This is a genomic window from Allosphingosinicella deserti (genome assembly GCF_003012735.1).
GTDB lineage: Bacteria > Pseudomonadota > Alphaproteobacteria > Sphingomonadales > Sphingomonadaceae > Allosphingosinicella > Allosphingosinicella deserti.
The window spans coordinates 78,586-104,959 of record NZ_PXYI01000002.1 but is presented as its reverse complement, the minus strand read 5'-3'; the positions used below and the strand labels follow the sequence as shown (position 1 = coordinate 104,959).

Sequence of the window (26,374 nt, the reverse complement as noted above, 5' to 3'; positions counted from 1 at the left end):
CAGCGTGCCGGCGGCTGGAGAAATCCTGGATCTGAGGAGCCTTCCCGGAGCTCACCGGTTGAATGGGCACGGCAGGAGGCTCTGAATGCTCGAACATGTTCCCAACTGGCTGGGCAACGCGATGCGCAATATCCGGGCAGGCGCGGAGAAATTGTGCATCGTGCAGCCCGAGCTTGGCGGAGAGTTTGCGCCGCTCGAACTTTCGAGTCCGGCCTTTGCTGATGGAGCGCGCCTTCCGCCGCGTTTCACCGCGGATGGCGAGGGTGTCTCGCCGCCTCTCATCTGGAGTGCGTTGCCGGAAGGGACGCGAAGCCTTGCGCTGATCGTCGAGGATCCCGATGCGCCGTCACCGCAGCCGCTCGTCCACGCGATCGTCTGGAACATTCCGCCTTCCGACGCGCGTTTGGCCGAAGGCGCAATCCGCGCCGATGGTCGCGGCCTGGCGGGTGGACGCGACGTCGGCCGCAATTCCTATCTTTTAGAGGGCTGGCTGCCGCCCGATCCGCCGACCGGCCATGGCGAGCATGCTTATGCCTTCCAGCTATTCGCACTTGGGGAGGTTGCCGATCCCGGCGATACGCCCGGCCGCGGCGCACTCGTGCGGGCGATGGCCGGCAATGTTCTTGCCGCAGGCCTGCTCACCGGCACCTACGCACGAGAGGCCGAAGCACCGGTCTCCGCGCATGGTAACGTCCGCCTGGCCTGAGCCGGCGTTGGCCTGTCGTGCTACTGTGCCGGCAGAAGGTCGGCGAGAACCCGCGTCGAGTGGAACAGCCGCTCCCGTTCGTCGGGCGCGACCATTTCGCGGAGCAGGCGATCGAAGCCGGGCTGATCGCCGTTGGAGGCGAGCCCCACCATGTCCGCGAGGGTCGCCTCGTCGTGACTGAGCATCCCGCAGCACGGCGGGCTGACGGCGAACGGATCGGGCCAGGCGGCCCCGACTTCCTCGAGCAGAAGATGAAGATGTGCCGCCGCCCGGGGGCATCCGAGTTGCGCGCGCAATGCCCCGATCGGGCAGCCGCCGAGCCGGTGCGCCGCAACCCAGCAGCGCATGGCCCGAACGACACGCAGCCGATCGGCGGGCAAGCTCTGCAGCTCGGGGGTGCGGGTCAGACTCTCCATCGATATGCTCCTTTCGTCCTGGAGCAATACTCTATTGAGAACGCTTCTCAATAGCAACATTCGAGAGGCCGATACTGTTCCGGTCGCCGCGCCACGAACGCAGCTCGTCGCGGATCTGCCGGATGGACATCCGACGCGACGATGGCGGAAGTGCAGCGCACTCCCGCCATCGTCTTTCAACCGGAGCCTCGATCAGCGGTTCATGCCGTAGACGCGGAGCACTGTGTTGTTGCGCGTATCGACCTGATAGATCTGGTTCCCGTCAGTGCGGTAAGCGATACCATTTCCGTCTCGGAACTGACGCCGATATTCGGAGGGCAAGGCGCTCAGATTGCCGCTGGCGCGCTCGCCGACGCGAAGGCCGGAACACTCGTCATCATTGCCGCCTCCGCCGAAGATATTGTCGAAAATACCGCCGATGCCGCCGCTGCTGCGGGTCTCGCAGGCGGCTTCCTCATACGGCCCGCCCTGACCGTAATCGTCATTGGCATTGCCATTCGGATATCCGTTGCCATAGCCATATTGGCCGCCACGTCCGTCCGCCTGCGCAAGCTGATCGCGGAAGCCGCGAAGCCGTTGCTGAAGGTCGCTCCGCTCCTGCTGCGAATAGCCGCCGCGGCTATATTGCCGCTCCATACGCGTGATGTCGCGCAGCTGCTGGCGAAGCGTGCGCGCTTCGGTGCGGTCGATCGTGCCTGCGTCGACGCCGGCCTGGATCCGTGTCTCGAGCCGCGCGATGCGATTGCCGATGCCCATCTGGCCTCCGGCATTGGCGTTCACGCCCGTCGATATCTGTGCTGCAACCGGCGCAGCGATCGCGAGGGTCGATACCGCCGCCATTGCGGTGAGAAGTCTGTTCATTGCCTGTCTCCAATAACGCCCACCATCTATGCAGCCAAGAACGCACAAAAGCCGCCACGAGTTTCAATATGTTTCCCGGCTTAATTGCACGTTGATCTTTGTTCATCTGCCAGCAAGAATACGGACTGTCGCGTTTACACGACATCGTCTTCGCTCGATTTCGAAGATCGACCCTTGATCTGGATCGGCAGCGTGGCGCGGCACGACCATCTTTTCAGATCCGGAACGATCGGAATGACAAACGCCACTCGGCTCTTTTCGAGGCAGGATCCCGGCGCTAGCCTGCGCCACCAGCTCCTGCGAAGAGGAGCCCTGCGTCGGGAGAGACTATGGCGAGCATCGCCGCGGACGGCCGCACGGCGAATCGGTTGCTGGCCGCGATCATCGCCATCGTCGGGGCTGCGGCGCTCGGCGTCGTCGCCCTTCATCGCGGGGAGACGATCAATGCCTTGTGGATCGTCGTCGCGGCGATCTGCGTCTATCTGTCCGCCTATCGCTTCTACGGCCTGTTCATCGCCCGCCGCGTCGTCCAAATCGATCCGGGCCGCCGGACACCGGCCGTCCGGCGCAACGACGGCCTCGATTACGTTCCGACCGACCGCTACACATTGTTCGGGCACCATTTCGCCGCGATCGCAGGGGCGGGCCCCTTGGTAGGGCCGGTGCTCGCCGCGCAAATGGGCTACCTGCCCGGCACGCTCTGGATCCTCGTCGGAGTCGTCTTCGCGGGTGCCGTCCAGGATTTCCTGATCCTGTTCATCTCTACGCGGCGCGACGGTCGCTCGCTCGGCGAGATCATCCGGTCGGAGATGGGCAATGTGCCCGGCGTAATCGCGATGTTCGGCATCCTGGCGATCATGATCATCCTGCTCGCCGTGCTGGCGCTGGTGGTGGTGAAGGCGCTGGCCGAGAGCCCCTGGGGCACGTTCACCGTGTTCGCGACGATGCCGGTCGCGCTGATCATGGGCCTGTACGGACGCTATCTCCGCCCCGGCCGGATCCTTGAAGTATCGCTGATCGGCTTCGCCGGCCTGATGCTCGCCATCGTCCTCGGCGGGCGGGTCGCGGCGGATCCGACCTGGGGACCTGCCTTCACCTTCTCCGGAGAAGCGCTCGCGCTGATGCTGATCGCGTACGGCTTCATCGCGTCGGTGATCCCGGTATGGCTGCTGCTCGCGCCCCGGGACTATCTTTCGACCTTTCTCAAGATCGGCACGATCCTGGGGCTTGCGATCGGAATCCTGATCGTCCGCCCGGAGCTGCAGATGCCTGCGATCACGCGCTTCGTCGACGGCAGCGGCCCCGTCTTCGCCGGCAGCCTGTTCCCCTTCTTGTTCATCACCATCGCGTGCGGCGCCGTGTCCGGCTTCCACGCGCTGATCGCGTCCGGCACCACGCCCAAGATGATCGGCAGCGAGGCGGATCTGCCGCTGATCGGCTATGGTGCGATGCTGATGGAAAGCTTCGTCGCGATCATGGCGCTGATCGCCGCGTGCGTGCTCGACCCTGCCGTCTACTTTGCGCTGAACAGCCCCGCCGCGCTGATCGGCACCACCGCCGGCGAAGCGGCAGCCGCTCTGTCCGGCTGGGGCTTCACGATCTCGCCTGAGGCCCTCGACCAAGTCGCCGTCCAGGTCGGCGAAGCAACCATCCTCTCCCGTACCGGCGGCGCCCCGACCCTGGCGGTCGGCATGGCCCATATCCTGTCCAACGTGATCGGCGGACCGGGGATGATGGCCTTCTGGTACCATTTCGCGATCTTGTTCGAAGCTTTGTTCATCCTGACCACGGTCGACGCTGGTACCCGCGTTGCCCGGTTCATGATCCAGGATCTCCTCGGCACGTTCGCGCCGCGGTTCAAGGACACGCGGAGCTGGCCGGCGAACCTCCTGGCCACCGCGCTTGCGGTCGGTGCCTGGGGCTGGTTCCTGTACCAGGGGGTTACCGATCCGCTCGGCGGGATCAATACGCTGTGGCCCCTGTTCGGAATCTCCAACCAGATGCTGGCGGCGATGGCGCTCACTTTGTCCACCGTCATCCTCTTCAGGATGAAGCGGGAGCGTTACGCCTGGGTAACCATGGTCCCCGCGGCGTGGCTGCTGATCTGCACCTTGACAGCAGGCTGGCAGAAGATCTTCCATTCCGACCCGAAGATCGGCTTCCTCGCCCATGCGCGCCGATATTCCGACGCGCTTGCCGGCGGCGAGACCCTCGCCCCGGCAAAGGGCGCCGCGCAAATGCGGCAGGTGATCTTCAACGACTACGTCGATGCCGGCTTGTGCGCACTGTTCGTGGCCGTTGTGATCGCAATCGTCGCGTACGGCATCAGCTCGATCCTCTCGGCACGCCGGAACGACGCGCCAAGCGCCCGCGAGGTGGCCGATGCGGTGGCCTGATCCGCTCTCCGCGATCGGTCGCGCCGCCCGACTGATGGTCGGGATGCCCGACTACGACGTCTATGCCGCCCACCGGCGCGCGCATCATCCCGGAGAGCCGGTCATGAGCCGCCGAGAATTCCATCGCGAGCGGACCGAGCGGCGTTACGGCGGCGGGCCGGACCGGATCGGGCGCTGCTGCTGAGGCCAATGCTATCCTTGCGCGCACCCAGGCGTTAGAGCGCTCGCCATGACCGATGCCGCAATCGCAATCCGTGACCTGGAAAAAACCTATCAGGGCGGCAAGCGCGCGCTCGAGGGCGTGACCCTCGACGTGCCGCGCGGCCAGATCTTCGGCCTGCTCGGCCCGAACGGCGCCGGCAAGTCGACGACGATCAACATCCTTGCCGGGCTGGTGAACAAGACCCGCGGCACCGCCGAGATCTGGGGCTTCGACATCGACAAGCACCCCCGCAATGCCAAGGGCTCGATCGGAATCGTGCCGCAGGAAATCGTGTTCGATCCCTTCTTCACTCCGTTCGAAACCCTGGAGATCCAGGCCGGTCTCTACGGAGTGCCGAAATCGGCGCGAAAGACTGCGGAGCTGCTGCGCGCGGTGCGGCTCGAGGACAAGGCCCATGCCTATTCGCGCACCCTGTCGGGCGGCATGAAGCGACGGCTCCTGGTGGCCAAGGCAATGACCCACTCGCCGCCGATCCTCGTCCTCGATGAACCCACGGCCGGCGTCGATATCGAGCTGCGCCAGCAGCTCTGGGATTATGTGCGGGAACTCAACCGGCAGGGCGTGACCATCGTCCTCACCACCCATTACCTCGAAGAAGCCGAGCAGCTTTGCGATCGCATCGCGATCATCAACCATGGCCGGCTGATCGCCAACGAGACCACCCGTACCCTGGTGGGCATGGCGCAGGAGAAAGCGGTGGAGGTGACGGTCGACCGCGACATCGCCGCGCTTCCCGATGCCGCCTGCTTCGACAAGATCGAGCTCAAGGGCGAGCGCACGTTGGCGATCACCTATCGCAAGGACAAGGTGAATGCCGGCGAAGTGCTCGCCGCCCTGCAACGCGACGGCCTCGGCATCGTCGACGTCTCGACCCGCGAGGCCGATCTCGAAGACGTATTCCTGAACCTCACCCGGGCCTCCCATGCGGCCTAATCCGCAGGGCACGAAGGAGATTGCCCGTGGCCGTTGAAGCGCACGATTACGACGTCCTGGTGATCGGATCCGGGGCGGCGGGGCTCTCGGCGGCGCTCTCGCTGGCGCCGCACCTGCGCGTGGCGGTCCTCGCCAAGGCGGCGATCTCGGCAGGCTCCACCGCATGGGCGCAGGGCGGGATCGCCGCCGTGCTGGAGCCCGGCGACACGTTCGAAAGCCATATCGAGGATACGATCGTCGCCGGTGCCGGGCTCAACCGCCGCGACGCCGTCGAATATGTCGTCGAGAATGCGCCGGCCGCGATCGAGCGGCTCGCCGCCCTCGGCGTGCCGTTCAATACCGGCGAAGGCAACACGGGCAGCGGCAATGGCGGAGACGAGCCGCGCTGGCATCTGACCCGCGAAGGCGGCCACAGCCACCGCCGCATCGTCCACGTCGCCGACGCCACCGGGGCTGCCGTTCAGCAGGCCTTGGAGAAAGCCGCGGCGAACCATCCCAACGTCACCCTCATCCCCGACATGGCGGCGATCGACCTCGTCACCAATCGCCATGCGGTGGACGAGACCGGCGAAAAGCGGGTGTGGGGCGTCTACGCCCTCGATCGCAAGCGCGGCGGCGTGTCGCTGTTCACCGCACGCGCGACGATTCTCGCCTCAGGCGGGGCCAGCCGCGCCTGGCTCTATTCGACCAATCCGAAGGGCTCGACCGGCGACGGCATCGCGATGGCCTGGCGTGCCGGCTGCCGCGTCGCGAACATGGAATTCAACCAATTTCACCCGACCTGCCTGTACCATCCCGAGATCAAGAATTTCCTGATCACCGAGGCGATGCGGGGCGAGGGCGGTCACCTCAAGATTCCCGGCACGGGCCATCGCTTCATGCCGGAATTCGACGCCCGCGCCGAGCTTGCGCCGCGCGACATCGTCGCCCGCGCGATCGATCACGAGCTCAAGCGCCTCGGCCTCGACTACGTCCATCTCGACATCAGCCAGCGCGATCCCGAGTTCATCGTCAACCACTTCCCGACGATCGCTGCCCGCCTCGCTGAGGCGGACATCGGCATCGACATCACCCGCGAACCGATCCCGGTCGTCCCGGCCGCCCATTATACGTGCGGCGGGGTGATCGTGGATCTCGACGGCCGCACCGATCTCGAGGGCCTCTACGCCGCCGGCGAGGTGACCATGTCGGGCCTGCACGGGGCCAATCGCCTTGCCTCCAATTCGGTGCTCGAATGCCTCGTGTTCGGAGTCGCCGCCGCGCAGCACATCAATCGCAACTGGTCGACGCTGAGGCCGCCGCCGGCGATCCGTCCCTGGGACGAAAGCCGGGTCACGGATTCCGACGAGGAAGTGGTGGTCCACCACAATTGGCAGGAAATCCGCAAGTTCATGTGGGACTATGTCGGAATCGTCCGCACCACCAAGCGGCTCGAGCGTGCGCTCAATCGCGTCAACCTGCTCCGCGACGAGACCCAGGAATATTACGGCAATTTCCGCGTGACTCCGGATCTCATCGAACTGCGCAATCTCGTCGAGGTTGCCGGCCTGATCGTGCGCTCCGCCCTCACCCGCCAGGAGAGCCGGGGACTGCACTACACGCTCGACTATCCGGACCTGCTGCCGGAAGCGGTGGATACGGTGCTCGTGCCGAAGGGCTGAGCCCCGCTTCCTCTTGCGGCGCAGCCTATTGCGCCAGGAAGCCCTTCAGGGTTGCCCGGAACTTGGCCGGCTGATCGTACATGATCATGTGGCCGCTGCCGTTGATCCGCACCAGCCGTACGCCTTTCTTCCGGGCATAGGCGACACCATAGGTCCGGTCGATTCCGGCGCCCTGGGCGGCGTCCGGTGAGGCATAGACGACGGTGAGGGGCGCGTGGATCTTCGGTAGGGCCGGGCCGAGATCGGCCACCGCGAGTTCGTGGGTCGCGCGTGCGACGAGATCGGGATCGCTCGGCCGCTCGTCGCTGTCGGCATTGCCGAACATCCGGATCGCCGAGGCGATCAGCCGTCGCCCATCTTCCGAGCCGCTCAGCCCGCGTAGCGCATCGGCAAGGCCGCGCACGCCGGAGGCGGACGAGCCGACGATCCCGGCTGGCTGCGGCAGCATGTCGACGACCATCGCCTTGCCGATCCGGGTCGGGTAAATGGAGGCGATCGTCATCGCGAGCGTGCCACCCATCGAGTGGCCGACGATCGCGGGGCGACTAAGCCCTTTGGTCTCGACGTAGCGCGCAATCTCGGCGGCGAGCGGCGCAACCACCGGCCCGCGCGCGTTGCCGCGCACCGGCGTCCCGGCGAAGCCGGAGACCTGGACGAGGTGGTAGCGATAGCCGGGCACCGCCGCGACCGTGCCGCGCCAGATGTCGCTGCCTGCCGTGAGGCCGGGGATCAGGACCACGTCGGGTCCTGAGCCGATCACTTCGACCGTGATCCGATCGCTCGTAAACGGCCTCGCCGCAGGGCGTGTGACGGCGTTCTGGGCGACGGCAACCTGCGGGACGGCCAGCAATGCGGCCAGTGCGGCGGCGAGGATCGGAGTGAAGCGCATAGGATGGACCTAACGCGGAGCGGTTGAACCGTGGCTGACTTGTCAGGCGAGGAAGCGCTTCACCTCGGCGCGGAATGCCGCCGGCTGGTCGAACATGATCATATGTCCGCTGCGGGCGATCGGGACGAGCCGGGTTCCCGGCCGGCGGGCGTAGGCAGCCGCATAGAAACGGTCGAGCCGCGGCCGGGTGAATTTGAGCGGATCGGGGCAGGCGTAGACCACGGTCAGCGGCGCGCGGATCCGCGGCAGATCCGGGGTGAGATCGGTCGCCATCAATTCCTCGACCGAGCGGCCGACGACACCGCCGTCGCTGTTGGTGGCAAGCCAGTTTGCGCTCCCGAAACGGCCGACCACCGACTGGAGCGCGCCGCGGAGACGATCGGCACCAACAACTTCACGGCCGACGAAGCGGGCGATCGGCTGCGCGATCCAGCGCGACAGGCCGGCGGCCCGGGCCGGGGCTGGCACCATATCGACGACCATCACTCTGCCGGCAAGATCCGGATAGCGTGCTGCCAGCATCAGGGCGATCGTGCCGCCCATCGAATGGCCGATTACCGCCGGCCGCTTGAGGCCGTTCGCGTGGATGTAGCGCGCAATCTCGTCGGCAACGCCCGACGCCACGCTGCCACGGGCATTGCCGCCGACCGGGGCGCCCGCGAAACCGGCGATCTGCACGAGATGATAGCGATAGCCGGGCACGGCGGCGACCGTCCCGCCCCAAACCCCCCGGCTCGCGGCCAGCCCGTGAATCAACACGACATCCGGTCCGGTGCCGCGCACGCTGACCGAGATCCTGCTGGGCTCAAACGTCACGGCGGACGCCGGCACAGAAAGCATTGCCGCAGCCGCAAGCGCAAGGCAGGATCCAAGAAAGGCGCGACGATTCATGAAGTCGGATTAGCGCTGGCACGATTAACGGAAGATCACAATCAGGCTCAGGATCGGTCCGGTTGCGCGGCATATCCGCGGCGAACACCGCCACGTCCGGACAGAGCCTCGGAGCCGCGCAAGCGCAAAGCGCTTCCACCTCGGGGGATCAGGCTTTAGAGCCGTCCGATGCCTCATCTCTATCTCGTCGACGGCTCGAGCTACATCTTCCGCGCCTATCACCGGCTGCCGCCGCTCACCAATCGGCACGGCCTCAATGTCGGCGCCGTCTACGGCTACACGACGATGCTGTGGAAGCTCGCCGAGAGCCTCCACAAGGAGGAAGGGCCGACCCATCTCGCAGTGATCTTCGATGCCGGATCGAAGACGTTCCGCAACGACGTCTACGATCAGTACAAGGCGCACAGGCCGCCGCCGCCGCCCGACCTCGTCCCGCAATTCCCGCTGATCCGTGACGCCACCCGCGCCTTCTCGCTGCCGTGCATCGAGGAAGACGGGCTGGAGGCCGACGACATCATCGCCTGCTACGCCAAAGCCGCGCTCGCGGCCGACTGGAAAGTGACGATCGTCTCGTCCGACAAGGATTTGATGCAGCTGATCGAGGACGGCCGCCTCGACCTCTACGACACGATGAACGACCGCAAGCTCGGCCGCGACTACGTGATCGAGAAGTTCGGCGTGCCGCCGGAGAAATTGGGCGACGTGCTGGCGCTGATGGGCGACAGCGTCGACAATGTGCCGGGCGTGCCCGGGATCGGGCCGAAGACCGCCGCCCAGCTGATCCAGGATTATGGCGATCTTGAATCCGTTCTCGCCAATGCCGAGGCGATCAAGAAGCCGAAGCTGAAGCAGAACCTGATCGAGCATGCGGACAGCGCCCGGCTGTCCCGCCACCTCGTCACCCTGGTCTGCGACTCACCGCTCCCGGAGCCGCTCGAGTCGCTCGAGATGAAGGGGATTCCGCCCGAGCCGTTGCGTGCGTTCCTGGAGGAACACGGCTTCCGCGCGCTGATCGCGCGGCTCGACGGCACCGGATCGACCCGCTCCGGCGGCGTCTCCTCGGCAGCCGCGACCGCACCCGGCGCCACCCCGACCCAAAGAGAGGTTCGCCCGGAACCCAAGATCGACCGATCCCTCTACGAGACGGTGACCACCGAAGAGGCGCTCGACCGCTGGATCGCGGAAGGCTTCGCCAACGGCTTCATCGCGCTCGACACCGAAACCAACGGCTATGACTGCGTCACTGCCAAACTGGTCGGAATCAGTCTCGCGACCGAGTGCAACAAGGCCTGTTACATCCCTCTCGAACATGGCGGTCACGATCTGCTCTCCGAGCGCCCGCCGCAGCTTGCCGCCGACCTCGTTCTCGCTCGGCTGAAGCCATTGCTGGAGGATCCGGCGACACTGAAGATCGGCCACAATTTCAAGTTCGACTGGATCGTGTTCGATCGCCGCGGGATCAAGGTCGCGCCGATCGACGACAGCCTCGTCATGAGCTTCAATCTCGATGCCGGCGGCCTCAACAGCCATGCGATGGACGATCTCGCCAAGAAGCATCTCGATCACGATTGCATCGCCTACAAGGACGTGTGCGGATCGGGGCAGAAGCAGATCAAGTTCAACGAGGTGCCGCTCGACCGGGCTACCGAATATGCCGCCGAGGATGCCGACGTCACCCTCCGGCTGTGGCGCCGCTTCAAGGCGCGCATGCCGCATGAGCGGGTGACCAAGGTCTACGAAATGGTCGATCGGCCGCTGGTGCCGGTTGTCGCGCGGATGGAGCGGGAAGGAGTCAAGGTCAACCGGGAGGAGCTCATCCGGCTCAGCCACGAATTTTCCAATCAGATCGCCGAGCTGGAGCAGCAAATCTGTTCCGAGGCCGGCTGCACCTTCACCATCGGCAGCCCGCAGCAATTGGGCGACGTTCTGTTCAACCGCATGGGCCTCAAGGGCGGACGCAAGGGCAAGTCCGGCACATGGTCGACCGACGTCAACGAGCTCGAGCGTCTGTCGCGCGAGGGCGTTCCGATCGCCGCGATGATCCTCGAGTGGCGGCAGCTCAGCAAGCTCAAGTCCACCTACACCGACGCGCTCCAGCAGCAGATCAACAGCGAGACCGGACGGGTTCACACCTCTTACTCGCTGTCGGGCGCGCAGACCGGCCGTCTTTCGTCGACCGATCCCAATCTGCAGAATATTCCGATCCGCAGCGAGATCGGCCGGCGCATCCGCGATGCGTTCGTGGCCGAGCCGGGCCACGTCATCCTTGCCGCCGATTACAGCCAGATCGAGCTGCGGCTTGCTGCCCACATGGCGGACGTGCCGCAGCTTCGCGACGCGTTCGCGCGCGGCGACGACATTCACAGCCTGACCGCGCAGGAGCTGTTCGGCGAAGTTACCCGGGACACCCGCGCCAGCGCGAAGACGATCAATTTCGCTATACTCTACGGGATCTCCCGCTGGGGTTTGGCGGGCCGGCTGTCGATCACCGCCGAGGAAGCGCAAGCGATGATTGACCGCTATTTCGAACGTTTCCCCGGGATCCAGAATTACATCGCCGACACGCTTGGCAAGGTGCGCGAGACCGGCTTCACCACCACCCTGTTCGGCCGCAAGACCCACTTTCCGTCGATCCGCGCCAAGAATCAGGGCGAGCGCCAGGGCGCCGAGCGCGCCGCGATCAACGCGCCGATCCAGGGCACCAGCGCCGACATCATCAAGCGTGCGATGGTGCGCATGTGCCCGCGGCTGGAAGCGGAAGGCCTGGGCGCGGTGAGGATGCTGATGCAGGTGCACGACGAACTGGTCTTCGAAGTGCCGGAAGCGGATGTCGAGCGCGCCAGCATGGTCATCCGCGACGTCATGGAGCGCGCGGCCGAGCCGGCGGTGACGCTCAGCGTTCCGCTTGGCGTGGAGATCGGCACCGGGCCGAATTGGGGCGCCGCGCATTGACGAACCCGCCCGGTGACGGCGAGGACATCGCTGCTCTCGCCCGGGGTGGGCGAACCAATTTCTTCGGTTTCCTGCTGCGCCTCGCGGCGCGGCTCCCGTTCCTGTTCATCGCGGGCCGCCTCTACGGCCCGGAACTGCTCGGCCGTTTCGCTTATGCGGTGATCGTCATCGAATTCGCAGCGCAGCTCGCCACTTTGGGGCTGAAGCGCGGCTTGGCCCAGCAATTGTCGACGACCGATCAGCCCCATTCGTGCATCGTCATGGACGCGATCCTGGCGGGGCTAATCGCATCCGGTGTCGCCACGATCATCCTCATGTTCTTCCCCAAGGCGATGTTCCCGACCGGGGAGATGTACGGCGCGGAATGGCTGCTGCCGCTGGTCATCTTCGCGATCGCCGGCACCGATATCGCGCTGGCCGCGCTCGCCTATCGCCGCAACATCCGCGCGACCGTCACGGCGCGTGCGATCGTAGAGCCGTGGACGATCAGCATCGGCGCCGGCCTGCTCTATTTCGTGTCGTCCCGCGACGGCCTCATCTTCGCTTATGTGTGCTCGGTCACCGGCGCCCTGATTGCGGCGCTGATCCCGCTCTACAAGAGCTACGGATTGCCGCGCGGCTGGAAGCCGAACCCGGCGCAGCTGCTACTGGTCGCCCGCAAGAACGTCCCGCTCGCTGCCGCCGACGCGATCGAATGGGGCTCGCGCCGCCTCGACATCGCCATTCTCGGTCTGTTCGTCGCGCCCTATTTCGTCGGGGTCTATTATGTCGCTCAGCAGGTCGCCTCGCTGCCGCAGAAACTGAAGACCAGCTTCGATCCGATCCTCGCTCCGGTGATCACCCAGCGCCTTGCCGAGGGCGACCACAAGGCGGTCGCCAAGCAGGTGCGACAGGTCGGCTTCTGGGTAATCGCCGCTCAAGCCGGCGTGGCACTGGCACTTGCGCTCCCCGGCGAAGCAGTGATGGGACTGGTCGGCAGGGAATTCGTCGGCGGCACGGGAGCGCTCGCCTTTCTGCTTGCGGCTGAAGTGATCGCTGCCACTGCGGCCGTCTCCGAAGCGGCCCTGGTCTATGTCGCGCGCCACCGCAACCTGATGATTTCGCTGCTGATGATCGTCACGCAGGCGGTGCTGACCATCGCCGTGATCACGGCCATGCGGTCGCTCGGCTGGCCGCAAACCTGGCAGGCCGCCGGTGCGGCCTTGTCGCTCTGCCTCGCGCTTGGACTGTCATCGATCCTGAAATCGCGCTTGCTCGGCCGTCTGCTCGAAGCGCCGGTTCAGGGCTGGCGCTGGCCGCTGATCTGGGCCGCCGCCGGCGCGATCGTGGTCGGCGCATTCTTCACCTGGCTGCCGCCGTCGCTCGAATGGGTGGAACTCGCCTTGGGCGTGCCGGCGATCCTCGTCACCTTCGGCGCCATCGTCTGGAAACGCGGCTTCACCCACGAGGATCGGGTGCTGTTCCGGATGAAGAAAGGCGAAGAGCCCGAGCTGCCGACACCGCTCGGCGTCACACCCCCGGGCGCCGAGCCGCCCATGCGGTGAGCATCCTCCCCGAGCGGGGCTCGAGGAGGAGCAGGTCTCAATGGCGGAAGTGGCGCATGCCGGTAAACACCATCGCCAGTCCCGCTTCGTCAGCGGCGGCAATGACTTCCTCGTCGCGGATCGAGCCGCCGGGCTGAATCACCGCGGTCGCGCCGGCCTCGACGGCTGCGAGCAGTCCGTCGGCGAAGGGAAAGAAGGCGTCGGACGCCACTGCCGATCCGATCGTCTTCGGCTCCGCCCAGTTCGCGCGCTCGGCCGCATCCTTTGCCTTCCAGGCAGCGATCCGCGCCGATTCGAGGCGGTTCATCTGGCCGGCACCGATCCCGGCGGTGGCGCCGTCCTTCGCGTAAACGATCGCGTTCGACTTGACGTGCTTGGCAACCGTCCAGGCGAACAGGCAATCGGCAAGCTCGCGCTCGGTGGGTGCGCGCCTGGTCACGACCTTGAGCGCATCCTGATCGACCCGGCCGTTGTCACGGGACTGGAGCAGGTAGCCGCCGGCGATCGACTTCAGCATCAGTCCCGGTCGATGCGGATCCGAGAGCGCGCCGGTGAGCAGCAGGCGCAGATTCTTCTTGCGGGCGAACACCTCGCGCGCGGCCTCGTCCGCGTCCGGAGCGATCACCACCTCGGTGAAGATCGAGGTGATCGCTTCCGCCGCCTCGCGGGTGAGCGGGGCGTTCAGCGCAACGATACCGCCGAAGGCCGACACCGAATCGCAGGCAAGCGCCGCCCGATAGGCTTCGAGCAGCGAAGCGCCGGTGGCGACGCCGCAGGGATTGGCATGCTTCACGATCACGCAGGCTGGTCCCCGATCACGGAATTCACCGACCAGTTCCAGTGCGGCATCGGCATCGTTGAAATTGTTGTAGCTCAATTCCTTGCCCTGGACCTGCTCGGCCTGGGCAATGCCGCGGCTGTGCGGACCGACCGGCAGATACAGCGCCGCCTGCTGATGCGGGTTCTCGCCGTAACGCAGCGTGTCGCCGCGGCGCATCGTGACCGGCAGGACATCGGGGAAAGCCTGGCCCTGGTCGGCGAAGGCGAACCATTGAGCAATCATCGAATCGTAGGCAGCGGTCGCGGCGAATGCCTTTGCAGCCAGATATTTGCGGAAGGCGAGGCCAGTCGCGCCGTCATTCTCGTCGAGCGCGCGGGTGAGTTCTCCATAGTCGCCGGGATCCGTGACGATCGCGACATAGGCATGGTTCTTGGCGGCCGAGCGCACCATCGACGGACCGCCGATATCGATGTTCTCGATGATCTCGTCGCGCTCGGCACCGCGGGCGACCGTCTGTGCGAACGGGTAGAGATTGACGATGACGAGATCGATCGCGCCGATTTCGTGTGCGTCCATGGCGGCAACATGTTCGAGATCGTCCCGGACGGCGAGCAGCCCGCCATGAACCCTGGGGTGCAGGGTCTTGACCCGGCCGTCCATCATCTCGGGAAAGCCGGTGAGCTCGGACACATCCTTCACCGCCAGACCCGCCTCCCGGATAGCCTTCGCGGTCCCGCCGGTCGAGACCAGCTCGACGCCGTGACGGGCAAGGACATGGGCAAGCTCCGTCAGGCCGGTCTTGTCCGAAACGGACAGCAAGGCGCGGGTGACTTTCACCTGGTCTTTCACGAACTACTCCTCAGATTTTTGGATCAGGCCCGCTTGAGCGTCCAGGCGATGGACGTTCCCTCGGGCCGCATGTCGCCGGATATGACGAGCTGAAGGCTGGCATGCGCCTTGGCATCCCCGTCGATCCAGATACTGTCTTCGATGGCGAGCCGGCCGCCCCGGCAGCGGAATTGCCACACCGTCGCACCGCGGATGCGCAGGAGCGCGCCCTGGCCGTCGGCCGTCGTCGCGGCCTCGACCGCAGGGGCAAGGTGGAAGCGGACGGCGAACGGAATCTCCTCGCCGCGGCGCTTGCGGCCTTCCTGGCGGAGATTGTCCTCCCCGCTCAATTCCTTGCCGTCCGGGCTGAGGATCAAGGTGCGCTGGTGAACGAGGCCGAAGCGCCGGACATACCCGTCATGGCTCGCCTCCACAGCGATGACGCCGTTGCTCTCGTCGCGCGAGATTTCGACCTGGGTGACACCCTTGCCGAGGGTTCCGTCCTCGTGGATGGCGGTGGAGTTGCGATCGCCGAGGGTAAGCGTCGAATGCGCGGCAGTGGTGCGCAGCGCTGCAAGCAGCTCCGCCGGAAGCGCGCCGGTGGCCGGTCCGACTCCGCCGCAGTTGACGACGAGGCGGTTCGGCCCCTCGCAAAGCTCGAAGGCAAGGGTCGAGGCGCAGGCGCCACTGAAGCTGCGGCCAGGCGGCGGCGGAGCGGCGTCGAAAATGACAATCGTCTGCTTCGCCTCGAGCCGCTGATAGCCCCAGCCGCGCGACTGACCGAGCGGCCGCGCACGCACACCCGAGCCTTCGACTGCCGCCGCGACCCGGCGCCGCGACATCCGGTTCCCGCTCTGCCAGCTTGATAGCGCCTCGTCGCCGAGTGTGACGCCGAGCAATGCGCTCACGGCAGCTTCAAGCGCATCGGCGAGCAACTCCGGCATGTCGTGATCGCCGGCGTAATAAACTGCGCGAAGCTGGCTGAGCAGCTCCACGAGCGCGAGCTGCTCCGCGGGTGAACGGCTGACCAGGCCGCCGTCGTCATGCAGGCCGGAGGTGAGCGCCCGAAGCAAGCCCGCCTCGCCCTTGCTGAGGCCGGCCGAGCTGCCTTGGACGACGAGAGCGACCGTGATGATCCCCGCCCAGGCGGTGATCCGGACAAGTCCCGGCGGCGCCTTGTCCGCGATACGATCGAGATGCTGCGCGCCGCGCACCAGCGTCTTCAGCACCACCGCGCGATATTCGGCATCGCGGCTGGAGAGGATATAGGGCGCATAAGCGGCCCAGAACAGGATACGCCGACCCCACAGGTCGGCGCGCCAGGCGCGTTCGCTCGGACTGTGGGCGTACGTGGCAAGCCACTTCTGGAGGCCCTTCTCCGCGACCTTGGCGGCACGCTCGCGGGTCGCCGCCGCCGCGAGATCGCGCAGCCATTCGAAGCTTTGCAGATAATCGGAAAAATCGCCGGGCAGGCGCGGATCCGAGAACTCGGCAGTGTCGACCGCGATGGTCCCGCCGCGATGCGCGAAATGGCCCTGCAGGATCGCCTCGCCGGCGGCCTTGTCGCCGGCGACGGGGTCCTTCGGAACGGCGAGCAGCTTGAGCGGATAGCGTCCGCGCAGCCGAAAGCTCTGGAAGGGCGTGCGCCACGACAGGCGGTGAAAGCGCCAGGACAGTCGCTCGGCAAGCGACACGCCGCGATCATGGCCGGCTCGGATCAGCCTTTTGCCCTCGCTGATGCCGTCTTCGCGCCCCGACGGGTCGGAGTCGCCGCGCCCGATCATCCCCTCAGGATCCCGATATTCTCCGCATAGCGTTCCGGTCCCCCACGGAAAGTGGCCGTCCCCGCGACGAGGACGTCGGCACCGGCATCGATCGCCTGGCGGCACGTATTGGCATCGACGCCGCCGTCGACCTCCAGGTCGATCGGCTTGCCGAGCTTGTCGATCTGCTTGCGGATCGCCTCGATCTTGCGGAGCTGCGAGGAAATGAAACTCTGGCCGCCGAAGCCCGGATTGACGCTCATCACCAGCACGAGGTCGATCTCCTCGAGCACGTAATCGAGCATCTTCGCAGGGGTGGCAGGATTGAGCGACACGCCGGCGCGCTTGCCCAGCGCCTTGATCCGCTGGATCGTCCGGTGGAGGTGCGGCCCTGCTTCGGGGTGAACGGTGATGATGTCGGCCCCGGCTTCCGCGAATGCATCCAGGAAATGGTCCACCGGCGAGATCATGAGATGAACGTCGAACGGCTTGGCCGTGTGCGGTCGTAGCGCTTTGACCACGGCCGGGCCGATGGTGAGGTTGGGCACGAAATGCCCGTCCATCACGTCGACATGGATCCAGTCGGCGCCCGCTTCATCGATCGCGCGCACCTCCTCTCCGAGCTTTGCGAAGTCGGCGGAAAGGATCGAGGGCGAGATACGGACGGGCTGCTGCACGCCCGATCCGATAGACCGGGGCGCGCCGACGCACAAGGAACCCGACGCTCAATCCGCCGCGGTGCGCCGGAATCGGGCAACAAAGAAGCCGTCGGCGCCGCCGGCGTCGCCGAACTGGCCTGGCAGGATGCGGATCCGATTGCCCTCGACCGGAACGGAAGCAGGCAGCTCACCTGCGGTGAGATGGGCCGCTTCATAGTCGCGCCGCCCCTGCAAGAAGCTATCGACTACCTGCTCGCCTTCCTCGGGCTCAAGCGAGCAAACCGAATAAACGAGCAGGCCGCCGGGTTTCAGCCACCCGGCGATCCGTTCGAGCATTTTCGCCTGCACCTCGGCGAGCTCAGCAATTGCCTTGGGACGAACCCGATAGAGGACATCGGGGTGGCGCCGGTAGATTCCGGTGGCCGAGCAGGGTGCGTCGAGCAGGATCGCATCGGCCTTCTCGGGCGGGCTCCATTTCAGGAGATCGGCCACAACGATCTTGGCATCGAGGTGGGTTCGCGCCAGATTCTCCGAAAGTCGCGTGAGACGACTTTCCGAAGAATCGACGGCGGTGACGGCGAAACCGGCGGAGGCCAGCTGCATCGTCTTTCCGCCGGGCGCCGCACACAGATCGAGTGCGGTGCGGCCTTCGCCGGCGCCGAGCAGACGCGCTGGCAGCGATGCGGCCACGTCCTGGACCCACCATCCGCCCTCGCCATAACCGGTCAACCCGACGACCGCGGTGCGGCCGGGCAGCCGAAGATGGCCGGGAAGCAGGCTTGTCCCCTCCAAGTCGGCCGGAAGCTCCGCACCGCGCCGGAAGATCAGGTCGAGCGGAGGCGGCGCTGCAAGCAGCTTTTCCGCTTCTACGACGACATCCGCACCCCAATGCCGTTCCCAACGTGCGGCGACCGGCGGCGGCAGCGAGGGCGGGCTGGCCAAAGTTGCGCCGCTGCGCATCAAGGTGCCGAACACGCCGTGGACCAGCTTCCTCGGGCCACCGTCCACGAGCGGCAGCACGGTGGCGATCGCCGCATGCGGCGGCGTGTCGAGAGCGAGCGCCTGGACCAGGGCGATGCGGAGCGCGAAGCGCGCCTTGGCGTCGTCGGGCAGCGGTCGCTTGGTGGCGCTGTCGATCAGGCCGTCGAGATCGGTCAGCCGCCGCAGCGTCTCGGCAGCGATGGCATGGGCGAAGCCGCGATCATCCGCGCGCTCGAGATCGCGTGCGGCAACATCGAGCGCCGCCTCGAGCGGCAGGCCCTTGCGCAGCACTGCATCGAGCAGGCGCAATGCAGCCCGGCGGGCGGGCAGGCCCGCGACTTCATCCTGATTCCTGTTCATGTCAGACGATAGATTTCCAGAATATGGCGCACGCGGCAATCAGGCCCTCGCCCGGGGCACCGAGCGCTACGGGCGCTTCCTCAGCGGATCAAGCGCGCTCGTCCGCGTCTTGCGCGGGCGGCTGGGCGACACGCTTGCGCGGACGCGGTGCGGCTCGGGAGCGCGGACACCCATCTCGCCGGCGAGTTGCTGGAGCGCGGCGATCCGGTTGGCAGTGTCGGGATGGGTCGAAAACAGGCTGTCGCGACCGCTTCGGCTTGGGACGATGTAGAGAGCCGCGACCGCCGGATTGCGCTCGGCGATCGGGCTCGGCACCCGCGCCGTGCCCTTGTGGAGCTTGGCGAGCGCCGAGGCGAGGGCCCGCGGATTGCCGCAGATTTCCGCGCCTGCGCGATCGGCGCCATATTCGCGCGAACGGCTGAGCGCGAGCTGCAGGATCATTGCGGCGAACGGCGCAAGGAAGATCGCGCCGATCATCGCCAGCGGATTGCCGCGTTCGCCGGAATGAAAGAAGAAGCCGAAATTGGCGAGCATCGAAATCGCGCCGGCGATCGTCGCCGTCATGGTCATGATCAGAGTATCGCGGTTGCGAATGTGGCCAAGCTCGTGCGCCATCACGGCCGCAATCTCCTCGCGCTCGAGAATCGCGAGCAGCCCGGTCGTCGCCGCCACGGCGGCATTGGCCGGATCGCGTCCGGTGGCGAACGCATTGGGGTGCGGCGAGTCGATCAGATAGACGCGCGGCATCGGCAGCCCGGCGCGCCCCGAAAGTTGCTCGATCATGCCGACGAATTGCGGGCAATCCCACTTCGTCATCTCGCGTGCATTGTGCATGCGAAGCACGATCTTGTCGGCGTTCCAGAAGGTGAAGACGTTCATCGCCGCGGCCGCGACGAGCGCGATCAGCGCGCCGCCCGCACCGCCGAGCATGTAGCCCAATCCCATGAACAGCGCAGTCAGCGCCGACAGGAGCATCAGGGTCTTCATGCTGTTCATCTTGTCAGGGGTCCTCTCACATCCGAAATGTGGGGTGATCCAACCCATTGTTCAATTGGAGGCTTTCGTGACCGGCAAGCGCCCACCGCACGTCCAACCGCCCGAATATCTGTCTAAGAGCCCCCCGATTCCGGAGCCGACGGCACCGGTCGAGGCGGAGGAGAATGGCGGTCCGAAGGGTGCCGAGCCCACCCGCTACGGCGATTGGGAGAATCATGGCCGCGCCTGGGATTTTTGACGGACCACACCACAAGTCGGCGGCGGTTTTCCGCTTCAGCGGTGCGACAAGATGGAAGCGCCTAACCCCCCTCGGCCCGTAGGGGCCGCGCGAGCAATTGCTCCACCACAGCGGCTGCGGACGCCTCTCCGGTCAGCAAGGCGCAGACCGCTGCGACGATCGGCATGTCGATGCCGACTTCCGCTGCCGCGCGGTGCAGCACCGGCGCGGTGAACGCGCCTTCGGCCACGGTGCGGCGATCGGCGAGCAAGTCGGCGGCGGAACCGCCTTCGCCAAGGCCCTTGCCGAGGCTGAAATTGCGCGAGTTGGTCGATGAGCAGGTGAGAACGAGATCGCCGAGGCCCGAGAGGCCCGCCAGCGTTTCCGCCCGCGCACCCCGGGCCAGGCCGAAGCGGGTCATCTCGGCGAAGCCGCGGGATATCAGGGCGGCGCGGGCGTTGAGCCCGAGGCCGCGGCCGTCGACGACCCCGCAGGCAATGGCGAGGACGTTCTTCACCGCGCCGCCGATTTCTGCCCCGATGACGTCATCCGAAAGATAGGGCCGGAACCACGGCCGCGCGAGGCGCGCTAGCAGCCGCTCGCCGACCTCCGCATCCTCCACCGCAAGGGTCACGGCGGCCGGCTGCCTGGCCGCGACCTCGTGTGCAAAGGTCGGCCCGGACAGGACTGCGATCGGCGCGTCCGGCTGTTCCTCGCGGGCGACGTCGTGCATCAGCTTGCGCGTCGCTTCTTCCATGCCCTTCGCGCACAGGATCAGTGGGCAGGCGAGGCGCGGCATCCCGGCAAGCACCGCGCGCATGTGCTGGGCCGGTGTGACCACGAGCAGCGCATCGCATTCGACGAGATCACCCAGGTCCGCGGTTGCGCGGACCTGGCGATCGAGCGCGACCCGGGGAAGGAACAGGCTGTTTTCGTGCCTCGAGTTGATTGACGTCACGACGTCGGGCTCGCGTGCCCAGAGCAGGGCCGGGCCGCCCGCCGCGGCGACCTGCGCCAGCGCGGTTCCCCAGGCGCCACCGCCGATGATTCCGATCGCGCCTTGCGTGCCTGCCGTCATGAGCGTCCTCCCGCTCCCTTCTGGCGGGGATCCGGAGACGAGGGAAGCAGCTTCACGCCTTGACGCCGGCACCGCGGACCCGCTCGGCATCGGGATCCAGCGGCCAGCGGGCCCGCGCCGGCGCATCGAGCCCGTCGGTGACCCCCGCCTCCAGCCGCAGCGCGCCCGCCCAGGCGATCATCGCCGCATTGTCCGTGCAGAGCCACAGAGGCGGCGCGACGAAGGGGAGGCCATGTCCGACGGCGAGCTCGGTCAATGCGGCCCGCACCGCCTTGTTCGCCGCGACGCCGCCGGCGACGACGAGCGCGGTGGCGCCCGGCGCATCCCCAAGCGCACGCCGGGTGCGATCGACCAGGCAGTCGACCGCCGCTTGCTGGAACGAGGCGGCAATGTCGTTGGCACCGTAGCGGCCGCTGTCGCGGGCACGAAGCACCGCGCTCTTGAGACCGGCAAAAGAGAAATGCGGTTCGGCCGATCCGACCAGCGGACGGGGAAGCGGAACCGCGCTCTTGTCACCCTCTGCAGCCGCGCGTTCGACGGCGGGGCCACCCGGGAAGCCGAGCCCGAGCAATTTCGCGGTCTTGTCGAAGGCCTCGCCGGCAGCATCGTCGATCGTCGTCGCCAGGCGCCGGTAGCGGCCAAGACCTTCCACGAACAGCAATTGGCAATGGCCGCCGGACACGAGCAGCAGCAGATAGGGAAAAGCGAGATCCGGTTGGCTCAGCATCGGGGAGAGCGCATGGCCCTCCAGATGGTTGATCGCGATCAGCGGCTTGCCGGAGGCAAGCGCCAGGCCCTTGCCGGTGACGAGACCGACCATGACGCCACCGACGAGGCCGGGGCCGGCCGTGGCGGCGATCGCGTCGACGTCCGACAGCGACACATTCGCTTCGGCGAGCGCCTCCTCGATCAAGGTCGGCAGGATCTCGACATGCGCGCGCGCGGCGATCTCCGGTACGACGCCGCCGAAGGGTCGGTGCGCGGCTTCCTGCGTGGCGAGACGATGTGCCAGCACCCGCCGATCGCGCGTCACCAACGCCGCCGCGGTTTCGTCGCAGGAGGATTCAATTCCCAAGATCAGGCTCATGAGCGCTTCCCTGCCACTGCGCGACCCGCTAGCACAAGCGCCCCATGATGGGCAGTATCCGCATAGGCACGCGAGGATCGCCGCTCGCACTCGCGCAGGCGCGCATGGTCGCGACCGCGCTCCGCGACACCCACGATTGGGGTCCGGAGCAGATCGAGATCGTTCCGATCACTACCACCGGCGACATCGTCCGTGATCGGCCGCTCGCCGAAATCGGCGGCAAGGGGCTGTGGACCAAGGAACTCGATGCCTGCCTTGGCGACGGCCGCACCGACATCTCCGTCCATTCGATGAAGGACGTCGAGACGTTCCGCCCGGAAAGCCTCCAGATTGCGGCGATGCTGCCGCGGGCGAGCGTCTGCGATCGGCTGATCGGCGCCGAGAGCCTCGAGGCGCTGCCGCAGGGCGCCCGCGTCGGCACATCGTCGCCGCGGCGGGCGGCTCAGCTTCTCGCCCGCCGCCCGGATCTCGTGATCGTTCCGATCCGCGGCAACGTCGAGACCCGGCTGCGCAAGCTCGGAAAGGGCGAAGCGGACGCCACGTTGCTCGCATCGGCGGGACTCGAGCGCCTCAACCATCCCGACACCGGAGTCGTCTTAGACGACTTCCTTCCGGCCCCCGCTCAGGGCGCCGTCGGTATCGAGGTGCGCGCCTCGGATCGCCGCACGCGCAGCCTGATCGCGGCGATCGACGACCGGGCGACGCACCTCTGCGTCGGCGCCGAACGGCGGCTGTTGGAAGGACTTGGCGGTACCTGCCGCTCGCCGATCGCGGCGCTGGCGCGGCTCGACGGCGGCGAGATCCACCTCCGTGCGGAGATCATCAGCCCCGACGGCAGCGAGATCGTGCGTTGCGAGGAGCGCTTCGCCGCCGAAGACACCGAGACCCCGCTGGCGCTGGCGCGCGCGCTGCTTGCGCGCGCCTCACCATCGCTCCGCGCGCTGTTCGCGGGGTGACCCGGCTGCTGATCCTCCGGCCGGAGCCGGGGGCGAGCGAGACCGCGCGTCGCGCACGCAGCCTGGGCATGGATCCCGTGATCGCGCCCTTGTTCGAAATAAGGCCACGTTCCTGGAAGGTCCCGGACGGCCACTTCGACGCGCTCCTGCTGACCAGCGCCAATGCGGCGCGGAACGCCGGGCAGATGCCTGATCTCCCGTGCTACGCCGTCGGAGAAGCGACCGCCGACGCTGCGCGCGGCGCTGGCCTCGCCGAAGTGATTGCCGGTCCGTCGGATGGGCAGGCCGCACTCGCTCTGGCGGCCGCGCATGGACATAAGCGGATTCTACATCTCTGCGGGCGGGAGCATATCGCCGCGGAGCATAGCGGGGTGACCGTCGTGCGGCACATCGTCTACGCCGCAGAGGCGGCGCCGGAATTGCCGGCCAACGCACGCGCGGTACTTGCCGGTAGCGCGGTGGTTATGCTGCATTCGCCGCGCGCGGCACGCTTGTTATCCATGCTCGTGCCGGATCGATCGGTGATCCGCATCGTGGCAATCAGCGCTGCCGCCGCGGATGCAGCAGGCTCCGGCTGGGCGTCGATCGATGTTCCAGCAATGCCGCGCGACGAGGCATTGCTGGAACTCGCGGCGCAGCTGTGCAAGGCTGGAACGTCGCAGATGACGGGACGGGATCGGTGAGCATGGAGTACAGCCCTGGCGAGAGCCTCACCGCCCCGCGGCCGAAGCGTCGTATCCTTCCGCTCCTGATCGTGCCGCTGCTCGCTTTCCTCGCGGGCGTGGCCGCAATGGCCTGGCTGCTGTCGCGCTGGAGCGCGGGCGCCGCAATGCTCGGCATCGTCCCGCCGCCTGCGCCGGTCGCCGCAGCGCCGGTCCAGCCGGCACCGCAACCTGCCATGCCCGTGCTGACGCCGGTGCAGCCGGGGCAAATGGTAATCGATCCCGAGATGACCCGGCGCGTCGGGCAGCTGGAGCAGCGCGTGTCCCAGCTCGATGTCCAGTCCCGCGCAGCCGTCGGCAATGCCGACCGGGCGGAAGGGCTGCTCGTCGCCTTCGCCGCCCGCCGCGCGCTCGATCGCGGAGTTGCGCTCGGCTATATCGAAGGCCTCCTTCAACAGAGGTTCGCAGCCACCCAGCCGCAGGCGGTCGCCACGATCATCACCGCCTCACGCGATCCGATCACCCTCCAGAAGCTTCAGGAGGAGCTGCGGCAGGTTCAGCCGTTCCTGGTCAGTGGCGGGCCCGATCAGAGCTGGTGGGCGGCATTTCGCACCGAACTCGGCAGCCTGGTCTCGATCCGTAAGGAGGGAACGCAGTCGACGCTCGCCTCCGAACGCCTGCGCCGCGCCATCTCGAGCCTGGAAGGCGGACAGGTGGAAGTGGCGCTCGCAGAAGTAACCCGTCTGCCCGGCCGCGATCGGGCCGCGAGCTGGGTCACCAAGGCGCGGCGCTATATCGGTGCCCGTCGCGCGCTCGACGAGATCGAGACTGCCGCGCTGCTGGAAACCCGCCCGGCACCGCAGGTCATCCGCCAGCCGCGCCCGCAACCCGCACCTGCGAGGCCGCCGGCCCGGCCGGCCGAGCCGGCTTAGGCATCAGATTTCGAGAAGAGCGTACGGTCTGCCGAAGGCGGGTTCGACGACGAATTGAGCGACGTTGAACACCGGGACACCGCGGGGGGTCCGGCCCGAATAGGCGCCGCGGTGCGCGTGACCGTGGACCACCGCCTTCACGTTGTCGAAGCGGTCGATGGCATTGGCGAGCCGCGACGATCCGAGGAAGGGGAAGATCTCCAGCGGCTCGCCTTCGACGGTCTCGGGAATGGGCGCATAATGAAGCACGGCCACCGCGCGGTCGGTGCGAAGCGAGCGCAGCGCATTTTCGAGCTTGCGGGCCTCGTTGCGGGATTCGTCGACGAACACCTTGACCGCATCCTCTCCGAACGCGCCCAATTCGCCACGGCCGAACCCGCCGAGAAAGCCCTTCACGCCCGCAAAGCCGACGCCCTTCACCACGCAGGCCTGCTCGTCGAGGATGGTGAGACCGGCCTGGCTCAGGATCTTGATGACCTCGTCGGCTTCGCCCGCCTCGTAATCATGATTGCCGAGCACCCCGACCATCGGAACGGTGCACGCCCGCAGATCCTCGGCAAGAATCTCGGCCTCGCTGATTTTGCCGAAGTTGGTGAGATCGCCGGCAAGGGCAACCACATCCGCTTTCTCCGACATCTCGGCGAAGAGATCGCGATAGCGGTTGTGGTTGGTGTCGGTGACGTGGAGATCGCCGATCGCGGCGACGGTGATCGTATCAGTGTTTTCGCTCATGCCGTTCCTCGAGGCCTTTGCCGACGACGTCGGCAAAACCCCATTCTCCGATGTCGGTGATGTAGTCGCGGGGGCTGAGCAGCCGGCCGCGGCAAATGTCGATGCCGCCGGGTGGAAGCTCGGCCTGTGCCTGAATCCGCTCCAGCAGTTCGTCGAATACCCAGCGCGGAATGTGGTCGCGCTTGGTCGGGTAGATGAAGCGGAAATTGAGGATATGGATGAACAGCAGCTCCCAATAGAGCTCCATCGCCGTCATCAGCCGGTGCCAGTCGATCTCCTCATGTTTCTTCAGGATGACGTGGACCACGTCGGCACCGTCGTAGCGGTATCGGTCCTGAATGAAGAGCTTGGAGAGGATGAACTCCGTGGGCGGCGTGATCCGCACGGTCGAGCCGTAGACCTCGACCTCATAGGCCTCCCGGAACCAGTCGTCGTTGACCGGCAGGCTGGCCGAGGAGATGTTGAAGATCACATCGAAGAAATGCTCTCCGCGCCAGACCTTGCCGATCCAGCGCTCGTCCTCGACCTCGATCTCGTAGCCCTTGGACTTGAAGAAGGCGAGGATGCGCGGCGCGTCGCTGACCTTGCAGAAGATGTCGAGATCCTTGGTCGGCCGCGTGATCCCCGTATAGCAAGCGAGGGCGTAGGTGCCCGAGAGCAGGAAGGGAATGCCGGATTCGTTGAGCAGGCGAAGGCTCTCGACATAGAAGTCGACGGCCTCGGCGGGAGGTTCGAAGACCGAGGCGTCCATACTCTCCAGTCTGTTGCTCACCGATGCTCCTGTCTGTCCGATCCGATTGCCTGAACAACGGAACCGGGTGCAAAGCGTTCCGGAAGCGACCCAGTCGGCAGTGGAGTGCGGGCAATCCA

Annotated in this window: 24 protein-coding genes; 11 read left to right on the top strand and 13 right to left on the bottom strand. The window is 66.6% G+C overall.

The annotated features are described in order from the left end of the window. Positions 1–85 precede the first annotated feature (85 nt). Complete coding sequence (locus C7I55_RS04775; RefSeq protein ID WP_106511781.1) at positions 86–706, top strand: YbhB/YbcL family Raf kinase inhibitor-like protein; 621 nt, start codon at positions 86–88, stop codon at positions 704–706. Between the two features lie 20 nt (positions 707–726). On the opposite strand, the gene C7I55_RS04770 is transcribed toward C7I55_RS04775, so the two are convergent. Together C7I55_RS04770 and C7I55_RS04765 are read right to left on the bottom strand one after the other, a co-directional pair. Further along, positions 727–1,122, bottom strand: a complete 396-nt coding sequence (locus tag C7I55_RS04770; protein ID WP_106511780.1) for an addiction module antidote protein — start codon at positions 1,120–1,122, stop codon at positions 727–729. Positions 1,123–1,314: 192 nt separating this feature from the next. Next, positions 1,315–1,983 carry a hypothetical protein gene (locus C7I55_RS04765; protein ID WP_106511779.1) on the bottom strand — a complete coding sequence of 223 codons (669 nt, stop codon included), beginning with the start codon at positions 1,981–1,983 and terminating at the stop codon, positions 1,315–1,317. A 329-nt stretch (positions 1,984–2,312) separates the two neighbouring features. Here C7I55_RS04765 and C7I55_RS04760 point away from each other — a divergent pair, with 329 nt between their 5' ends. The 4 genes from C7I55_RS04760 to nadB are packed head-to-tail and all read left to right on the top strand — an operon-like array spanning position 2,313 to position 7,196. Further along, positions 2,313–4,379 carry a carbon starvation CstA family protein gene (locus C7I55_RS04760; RefSeq protein WP_106511778.1) on the top strand — a complete coding sequence of 689 codons (2,067 nt, stop codon included), beginning with the start codon at positions 2,313–2,315 and terminating at the stop codon, positions 4,377–4,379. After that, positions 4,366–4,563: a YbdD/YjiX family protein gene (locus C7I55_RS04755; protein ID WP_106511777.1), complete on the top strand. Its 198-nt coding sequence runs from the start codon at positions 4,366–4,368 to the stop codon at positions 4,561–4,563. The genes C7I55_RS04760 and C7I55_RS04755 overlap by 14 nt, the downstream gene beginning before the upstream one ends. A gap of 45 nt (positions 4,564–4,608) precedes the next feature. Continuing rightward, positions 4,609–5,535, top strand: a complete 927-nt coding sequence (locus tag C7I55_RS04750; RefSeq protein ID WP_106511776.1) for an ABC transporter ATP-binding protein — start codon at positions 4,609–4,611, stop codon at positions 5,533–5,535. Positions 5,536–5,561: 26 nt separating this feature from the next. Further along, positions 5,562–7,196: an L-aspartate oxidase gene (gene nadB, locus C7I55_RS04745; RefSeq protein WP_106511775.1), complete on the top strand. Its 1,635-nt coding sequence runs from the start codon at positions 5,562–5,564 to the stop codon at positions 7,194–7,196. Positions 7,197–7,221: 25 nt separating this feature from the next. Here the strand turns inward: nadB and C7I55_RS04740 are convergent, their stop codons facing one another. Further along, positions 7,222–8,085 carry an alpha/beta fold hydrolase gene (locus C7I55_RS04740; RefSeq protein WP_106511774.1) on the bottom strand — a complete coding sequence of 288 codons (864 nt, stop codon included), beginning with the start codon at positions 8,083–8,085 and terminating at the stop codon, positions 7,222–7,224. Between the two features lie 42 nt (positions 8,086–8,127). Further along, positions 8,128–8,901, bottom strand: a complete 774-nt coding sequence (locus tag C7I55_RS04735; protein WP_199192728.1) for an alpha/beta fold hydrolase — start codon at positions 8,899–8,901, stop codon at positions 8,128–8,130. Between the two features lie 243 nt (positions 8,902–9,144). On the opposite strand from C7I55_RS04735, the gene polA reads away from it, so the two are divergent. Together polA and C7I55_RS04725 are read left to right on the top strand one after the other, a co-directional pair. Next, positions 9,145–11,928, top strand: coding sequence for a DNA polymerase I (gene polA, locus C7I55_RS04730; RefSeq protein WP_106511772.1), 2,784 nt, complete (start codon positions 9,145–9,147; stop codon positions 11,926–11,928). Continuing rightward, entirely contained in the window at positions 11,925–13,472 is a 1,548-nt protein-coding gene (locus C7I55_RS04725) for a lipopolysaccharide biosynthesis protein (RefSeq protein ID WP_106512415.1), read from the top strand. Before polA ends, C7I55_RS04725 begins: the two co-directional genes overlap by 4 nt. A 37-nt stretch (positions 13,473–13,509) precedes the next feature. Here C7I55_RS04725 and purH read toward each other — a convergent pair whose 3' ends face one another. The 5 genes from purH to htpX form a co-directional block, all read right to left on the bottom strand. Beyond that, complete coding sequence (gene purH, locus C7I55_RS04720) at positions 13,510–15,102, bottom strand: bifunctional phosphoribosylaminoimidazolecarboxamide formyltransferase/IMP cyclohydrolase (protein ID WP_106511771.1); 1,593 nt, start codon at positions 15,100–15,102, stop codon at positions 13,510–13,512. Positions 15,103–15,125: 23 nt separating this feature from the next. Beyond that, positions 15,126–16,865 (bottom strand): heparinase II/III family protein, encoded by a 1,740-nt coding sequence (locus tag C7I55_RS04715; protein ID WP_106511770.1) that lies wholly within the window; start codon positions 16,863–16,865, stop codon positions 15,126–15,128. Then, on the bottom strand, positions 16,862–17,521 hold the full coding sequence (gene rpe, locus C7I55_RS04710) for a ribulose-phosphate 3-epimerase (protein ID WP_106511769.1): 660 nt from the start codon (positions 17,519–17,521) through the stop codon (positions 16,862–16,864). The genes C7I55_RS04715 and rpe overlap by 4 nt, the downstream gene beginning before the upstream one ends. Positions 17,522–17,569: 48 nt before the next feature. Continuing rightward, positions 17,570–18,844 carry an RsmB/NOP family class I SAM-dependent RNA methyltransferase gene (locus C7I55_RS04705; RefSeq protein WP_106511768.1) on the bottom strand — a complete coding sequence of 425 codons (1,275 nt, stop codon included), beginning with the start codon at positions 18,842–18,844 and terminating at the stop codon, positions 17,570–17,572. A gap of 66 nt (positions 18,845–18,910) precedes the next feature. Further along, on the bottom strand, positions 18,911–19,840 hold the full coding sequence (gene htpX, locus C7I55_RS04700; RefSeq protein WP_106511767.1) for a zinc metalloprotease HtpX: 930 nt from the start codon (positions 19,838–19,840) through the stop codon (positions 18,911–18,913). A gap of 67 nt (positions 19,841–19,907) precedes the next feature. Here htpX and C7I55_RS04695 point away from each other — a divergent pair, with 67 nt between their 5' ends. Then, positions 19,908–20,078, top strand: coding sequence for a DUF1674 domain-containing protein (locus C7I55_RS04695; protein ID WP_233222057.1), 171 nt, complete (start codon positions 19,908–19,910; stop codon positions 20,076–20,078). A 61-nt stretch (positions 20,079–20,139) separates the two neighbouring features. On the opposite strand, the gene C7I55_RS04690 is transcribed toward C7I55_RS04695, so the two are convergent. Together C7I55_RS04690 and tsaD are read right to left on the bottom strand one after the other, a co-directional pair. After that, positions 20,140–21,135 carry an NAD(P)H-dependent glycerol-3-phosphate dehydrogenase gene (locus C7I55_RS04690; protein ID WP_106511765.1) on the bottom strand — a complete coding sequence of 332 codons (996 nt, stop codon included), beginning with the start codon at positions 21,133–21,135 and terminating at the stop codon, positions 20,140–20,142. 52 nt (positions 21,136–21,187) lie between these two features. Further along, positions 21,188–22,222 (bottom strand): tRNA (adenosine(37)-N6)-threonylcarbamoyltransferase complex transferase subunit TsaD, encoded by a 1,035-nt coding sequence (gene tsaD / locus C7I55_RS04685; protein ID WP_106511764.1) that lies wholly within the window; start codon positions 22,220–22,222, stop codon positions 21,188–21,190. Between the two features lie 44 nt (positions 22,223–22,266). On the opposite strand from tsaD, the gene hemC reads away from it, so the two are divergent. Genes hemC through C7I55_RS04670 form a run of 3 tightly spaced genes read left to right on the top strand, consistent with a single transcriptional unit; the run spans position 22,267 to position 24,772 of the window. Beyond that, a complete protein-coding gene (hemC, locus tag C7I55_RS04680; protein ID WP_106511763.1) occupies positions 22,267–23,178 on the top strand; it encodes a hydroxymethylbilane synthase in 912 nt (303 codons plus the stop codon). Continuing rightward, complete coding sequence (locus C7I55_RS04675; protein ID WP_106511762.1) at positions 23,175–23,861, top strand: uroporphyrinogen-III synthase; 687 nt, start codon at positions 23,175–23,177, stop codon at positions 23,859–23,861. Before hemC ends, C7I55_RS04675 begins: the two co-directional genes overlap by 4 nt. A 2-nt stretch (positions 23,862–23,863) precedes the next feature. Next, entirely contained in the window at positions 23,864–24,772 is a 909-nt protein-coding gene (locus tag C7I55_RS04670; protein ID WP_106511761.1) for a hypothetical protein, read from the top strand. A 3-nt stretch (positions 24,773–24,775) separates the two neighbouring features. Here the strand turns inward: C7I55_RS04670 and C7I55_RS04665 are convergent, their stop codons facing one another. Together C7I55_RS04665 and C7I55_RS04660 are read right to left on the bottom strand one after the other, a co-directional pair. Beyond that, a complete protein-coding gene (locus tag C7I55_RS04665) occupies positions 24,776–25,504 on the bottom strand; it encodes a metallophosphoesterase family protein (RefSeq protein ID WP_106511760.1) in 729 nt (242 codons plus the stop codon). Next, positions 25,488–26,276 (bottom strand): nucleotidyltransferase domain-containing protein, encoded by a 789-nt coding sequence (locus C7I55_RS04660; protein ID WP_233222055.1) that lies wholly within the window; start codon positions 26,274–26,276, stop codon positions 25,488–25,490. The genes C7I55_RS04665 and C7I55_RS04660 overlap by 17 nt, the downstream gene beginning before the upstream one ends. Between the last annotated feature and the right edge of the window lie 98 nt (positions 26,277–26,374).

Bases quoted from the DNA above. Each gene is read 5' to 3' on its own strand.
- C7I55_RS04775 (WP_106511781.1), top strand. From the start codon at position 86: ATGCTCGAACATGTTCCCAACTGGCTGGGCAACGCGATGCGCAATATC.
- C7I55_RS04770 (WP_106511780.1), bottom strand. From the start codon at position 1,122: ATGGAGAGTCTGACCCGCACCCCCGAGCTGCAGAGCTTGCCCGCCGAT.
- C7I55_RS04765 (WP_106511779.1), bottom strand. From the start codon at position 1,983: ATGAACAGACTTCTCACCGCAATGGCGGCGGTATCGACCCTCGCGATC.
- C7I55_RS04760 (WP_106511778.1), top strand. From the start codon at position 2,313: ATGGCGAGCATCGCCGCGGACGGCCGCACGGCGAATCGGTTGCTGGCC.
- C7I55_RS04755 (WP_106511777.1), top strand. From the start codon at position 4,366: ATGCGGTGGCCTGATCCGCTCTCCGCGATCGGTCGCGCCGCCCGACTG.
- C7I55_RS04750 (WP_106511776.1), top strand. From the start codon at position 4,609: ATGACCGATGCCGCAATCGCAATCCGTGACCTGGAAAAAACCTATCAG.
- C7I55_RS04740 (WP_106511774.1), bottom strand. From the start codon at position 8,085: ATGCGCTTCACTCCGATCCTCGCCGCCGCACTGGCCGCATTGCTGGCC.
- polA (WP_106511772.1), top strand. From the start codon at position 9,145: ATGCCTCATCTCTATCTCGTCGACGGCTCGAGCTACATCTTCCGCGCC.
- C7I55_RS04715 (WP_106511770.1), bottom strand. From the start codon at position 16,865: ATGATCGGGCGCGGCGACTCCGACCCGTCGGGGCGCGAAGACGGCATC.
- C7I55_RS04705 (WP_106511768.1), bottom strand. From the start codon at position 18,844: ATGAACAGGAATCAGGATGAAGTCGCGGGCCTGCCCGCCCGCCGGGCT.
- htpX (WP_106511767.1), bottom strand. From the start codon at position 19,840: ATGAACAGCATGAAGACCCTGATGCTCCTGTCGGCGCTGACTGCGCTG.
- C7I55_RS04690 (WP_106511765.1), bottom strand. From the start codon at position 21,135: ATGACGGCAGGCACGCAAGGCGCGATCGGAATCATCGGCGGTGGCGCC.
- tsaD (WP_106511764.1), bottom strand. From the start codon at position 22,222: ATGAGCCTGATCTTGGGAATTGAATCCTCCTGCGACGAAACCGCGGCG.
- hemC (WP_106511763.1), top strand. From the start codon at position 22,267: ATGATGGGCAGTATCCGCATAGGCACGCGAGGATCGCCGCTCGCACTC.
- C7I55_RS04670 (WP_106511761.1), top strand. From the start codon at position 23,864: ATGGAGTACAGCCCTGGCGAGAGCCTCACCGCCCCGCGGCCGAAGCGT.
- C7I55_RS04665 (WP_106511760.1), bottom strand. From the start codon at position 25,504: ATGAGCGAAAACACTGATACGATCACCGTCGCCGCGATCGGCGATCTC.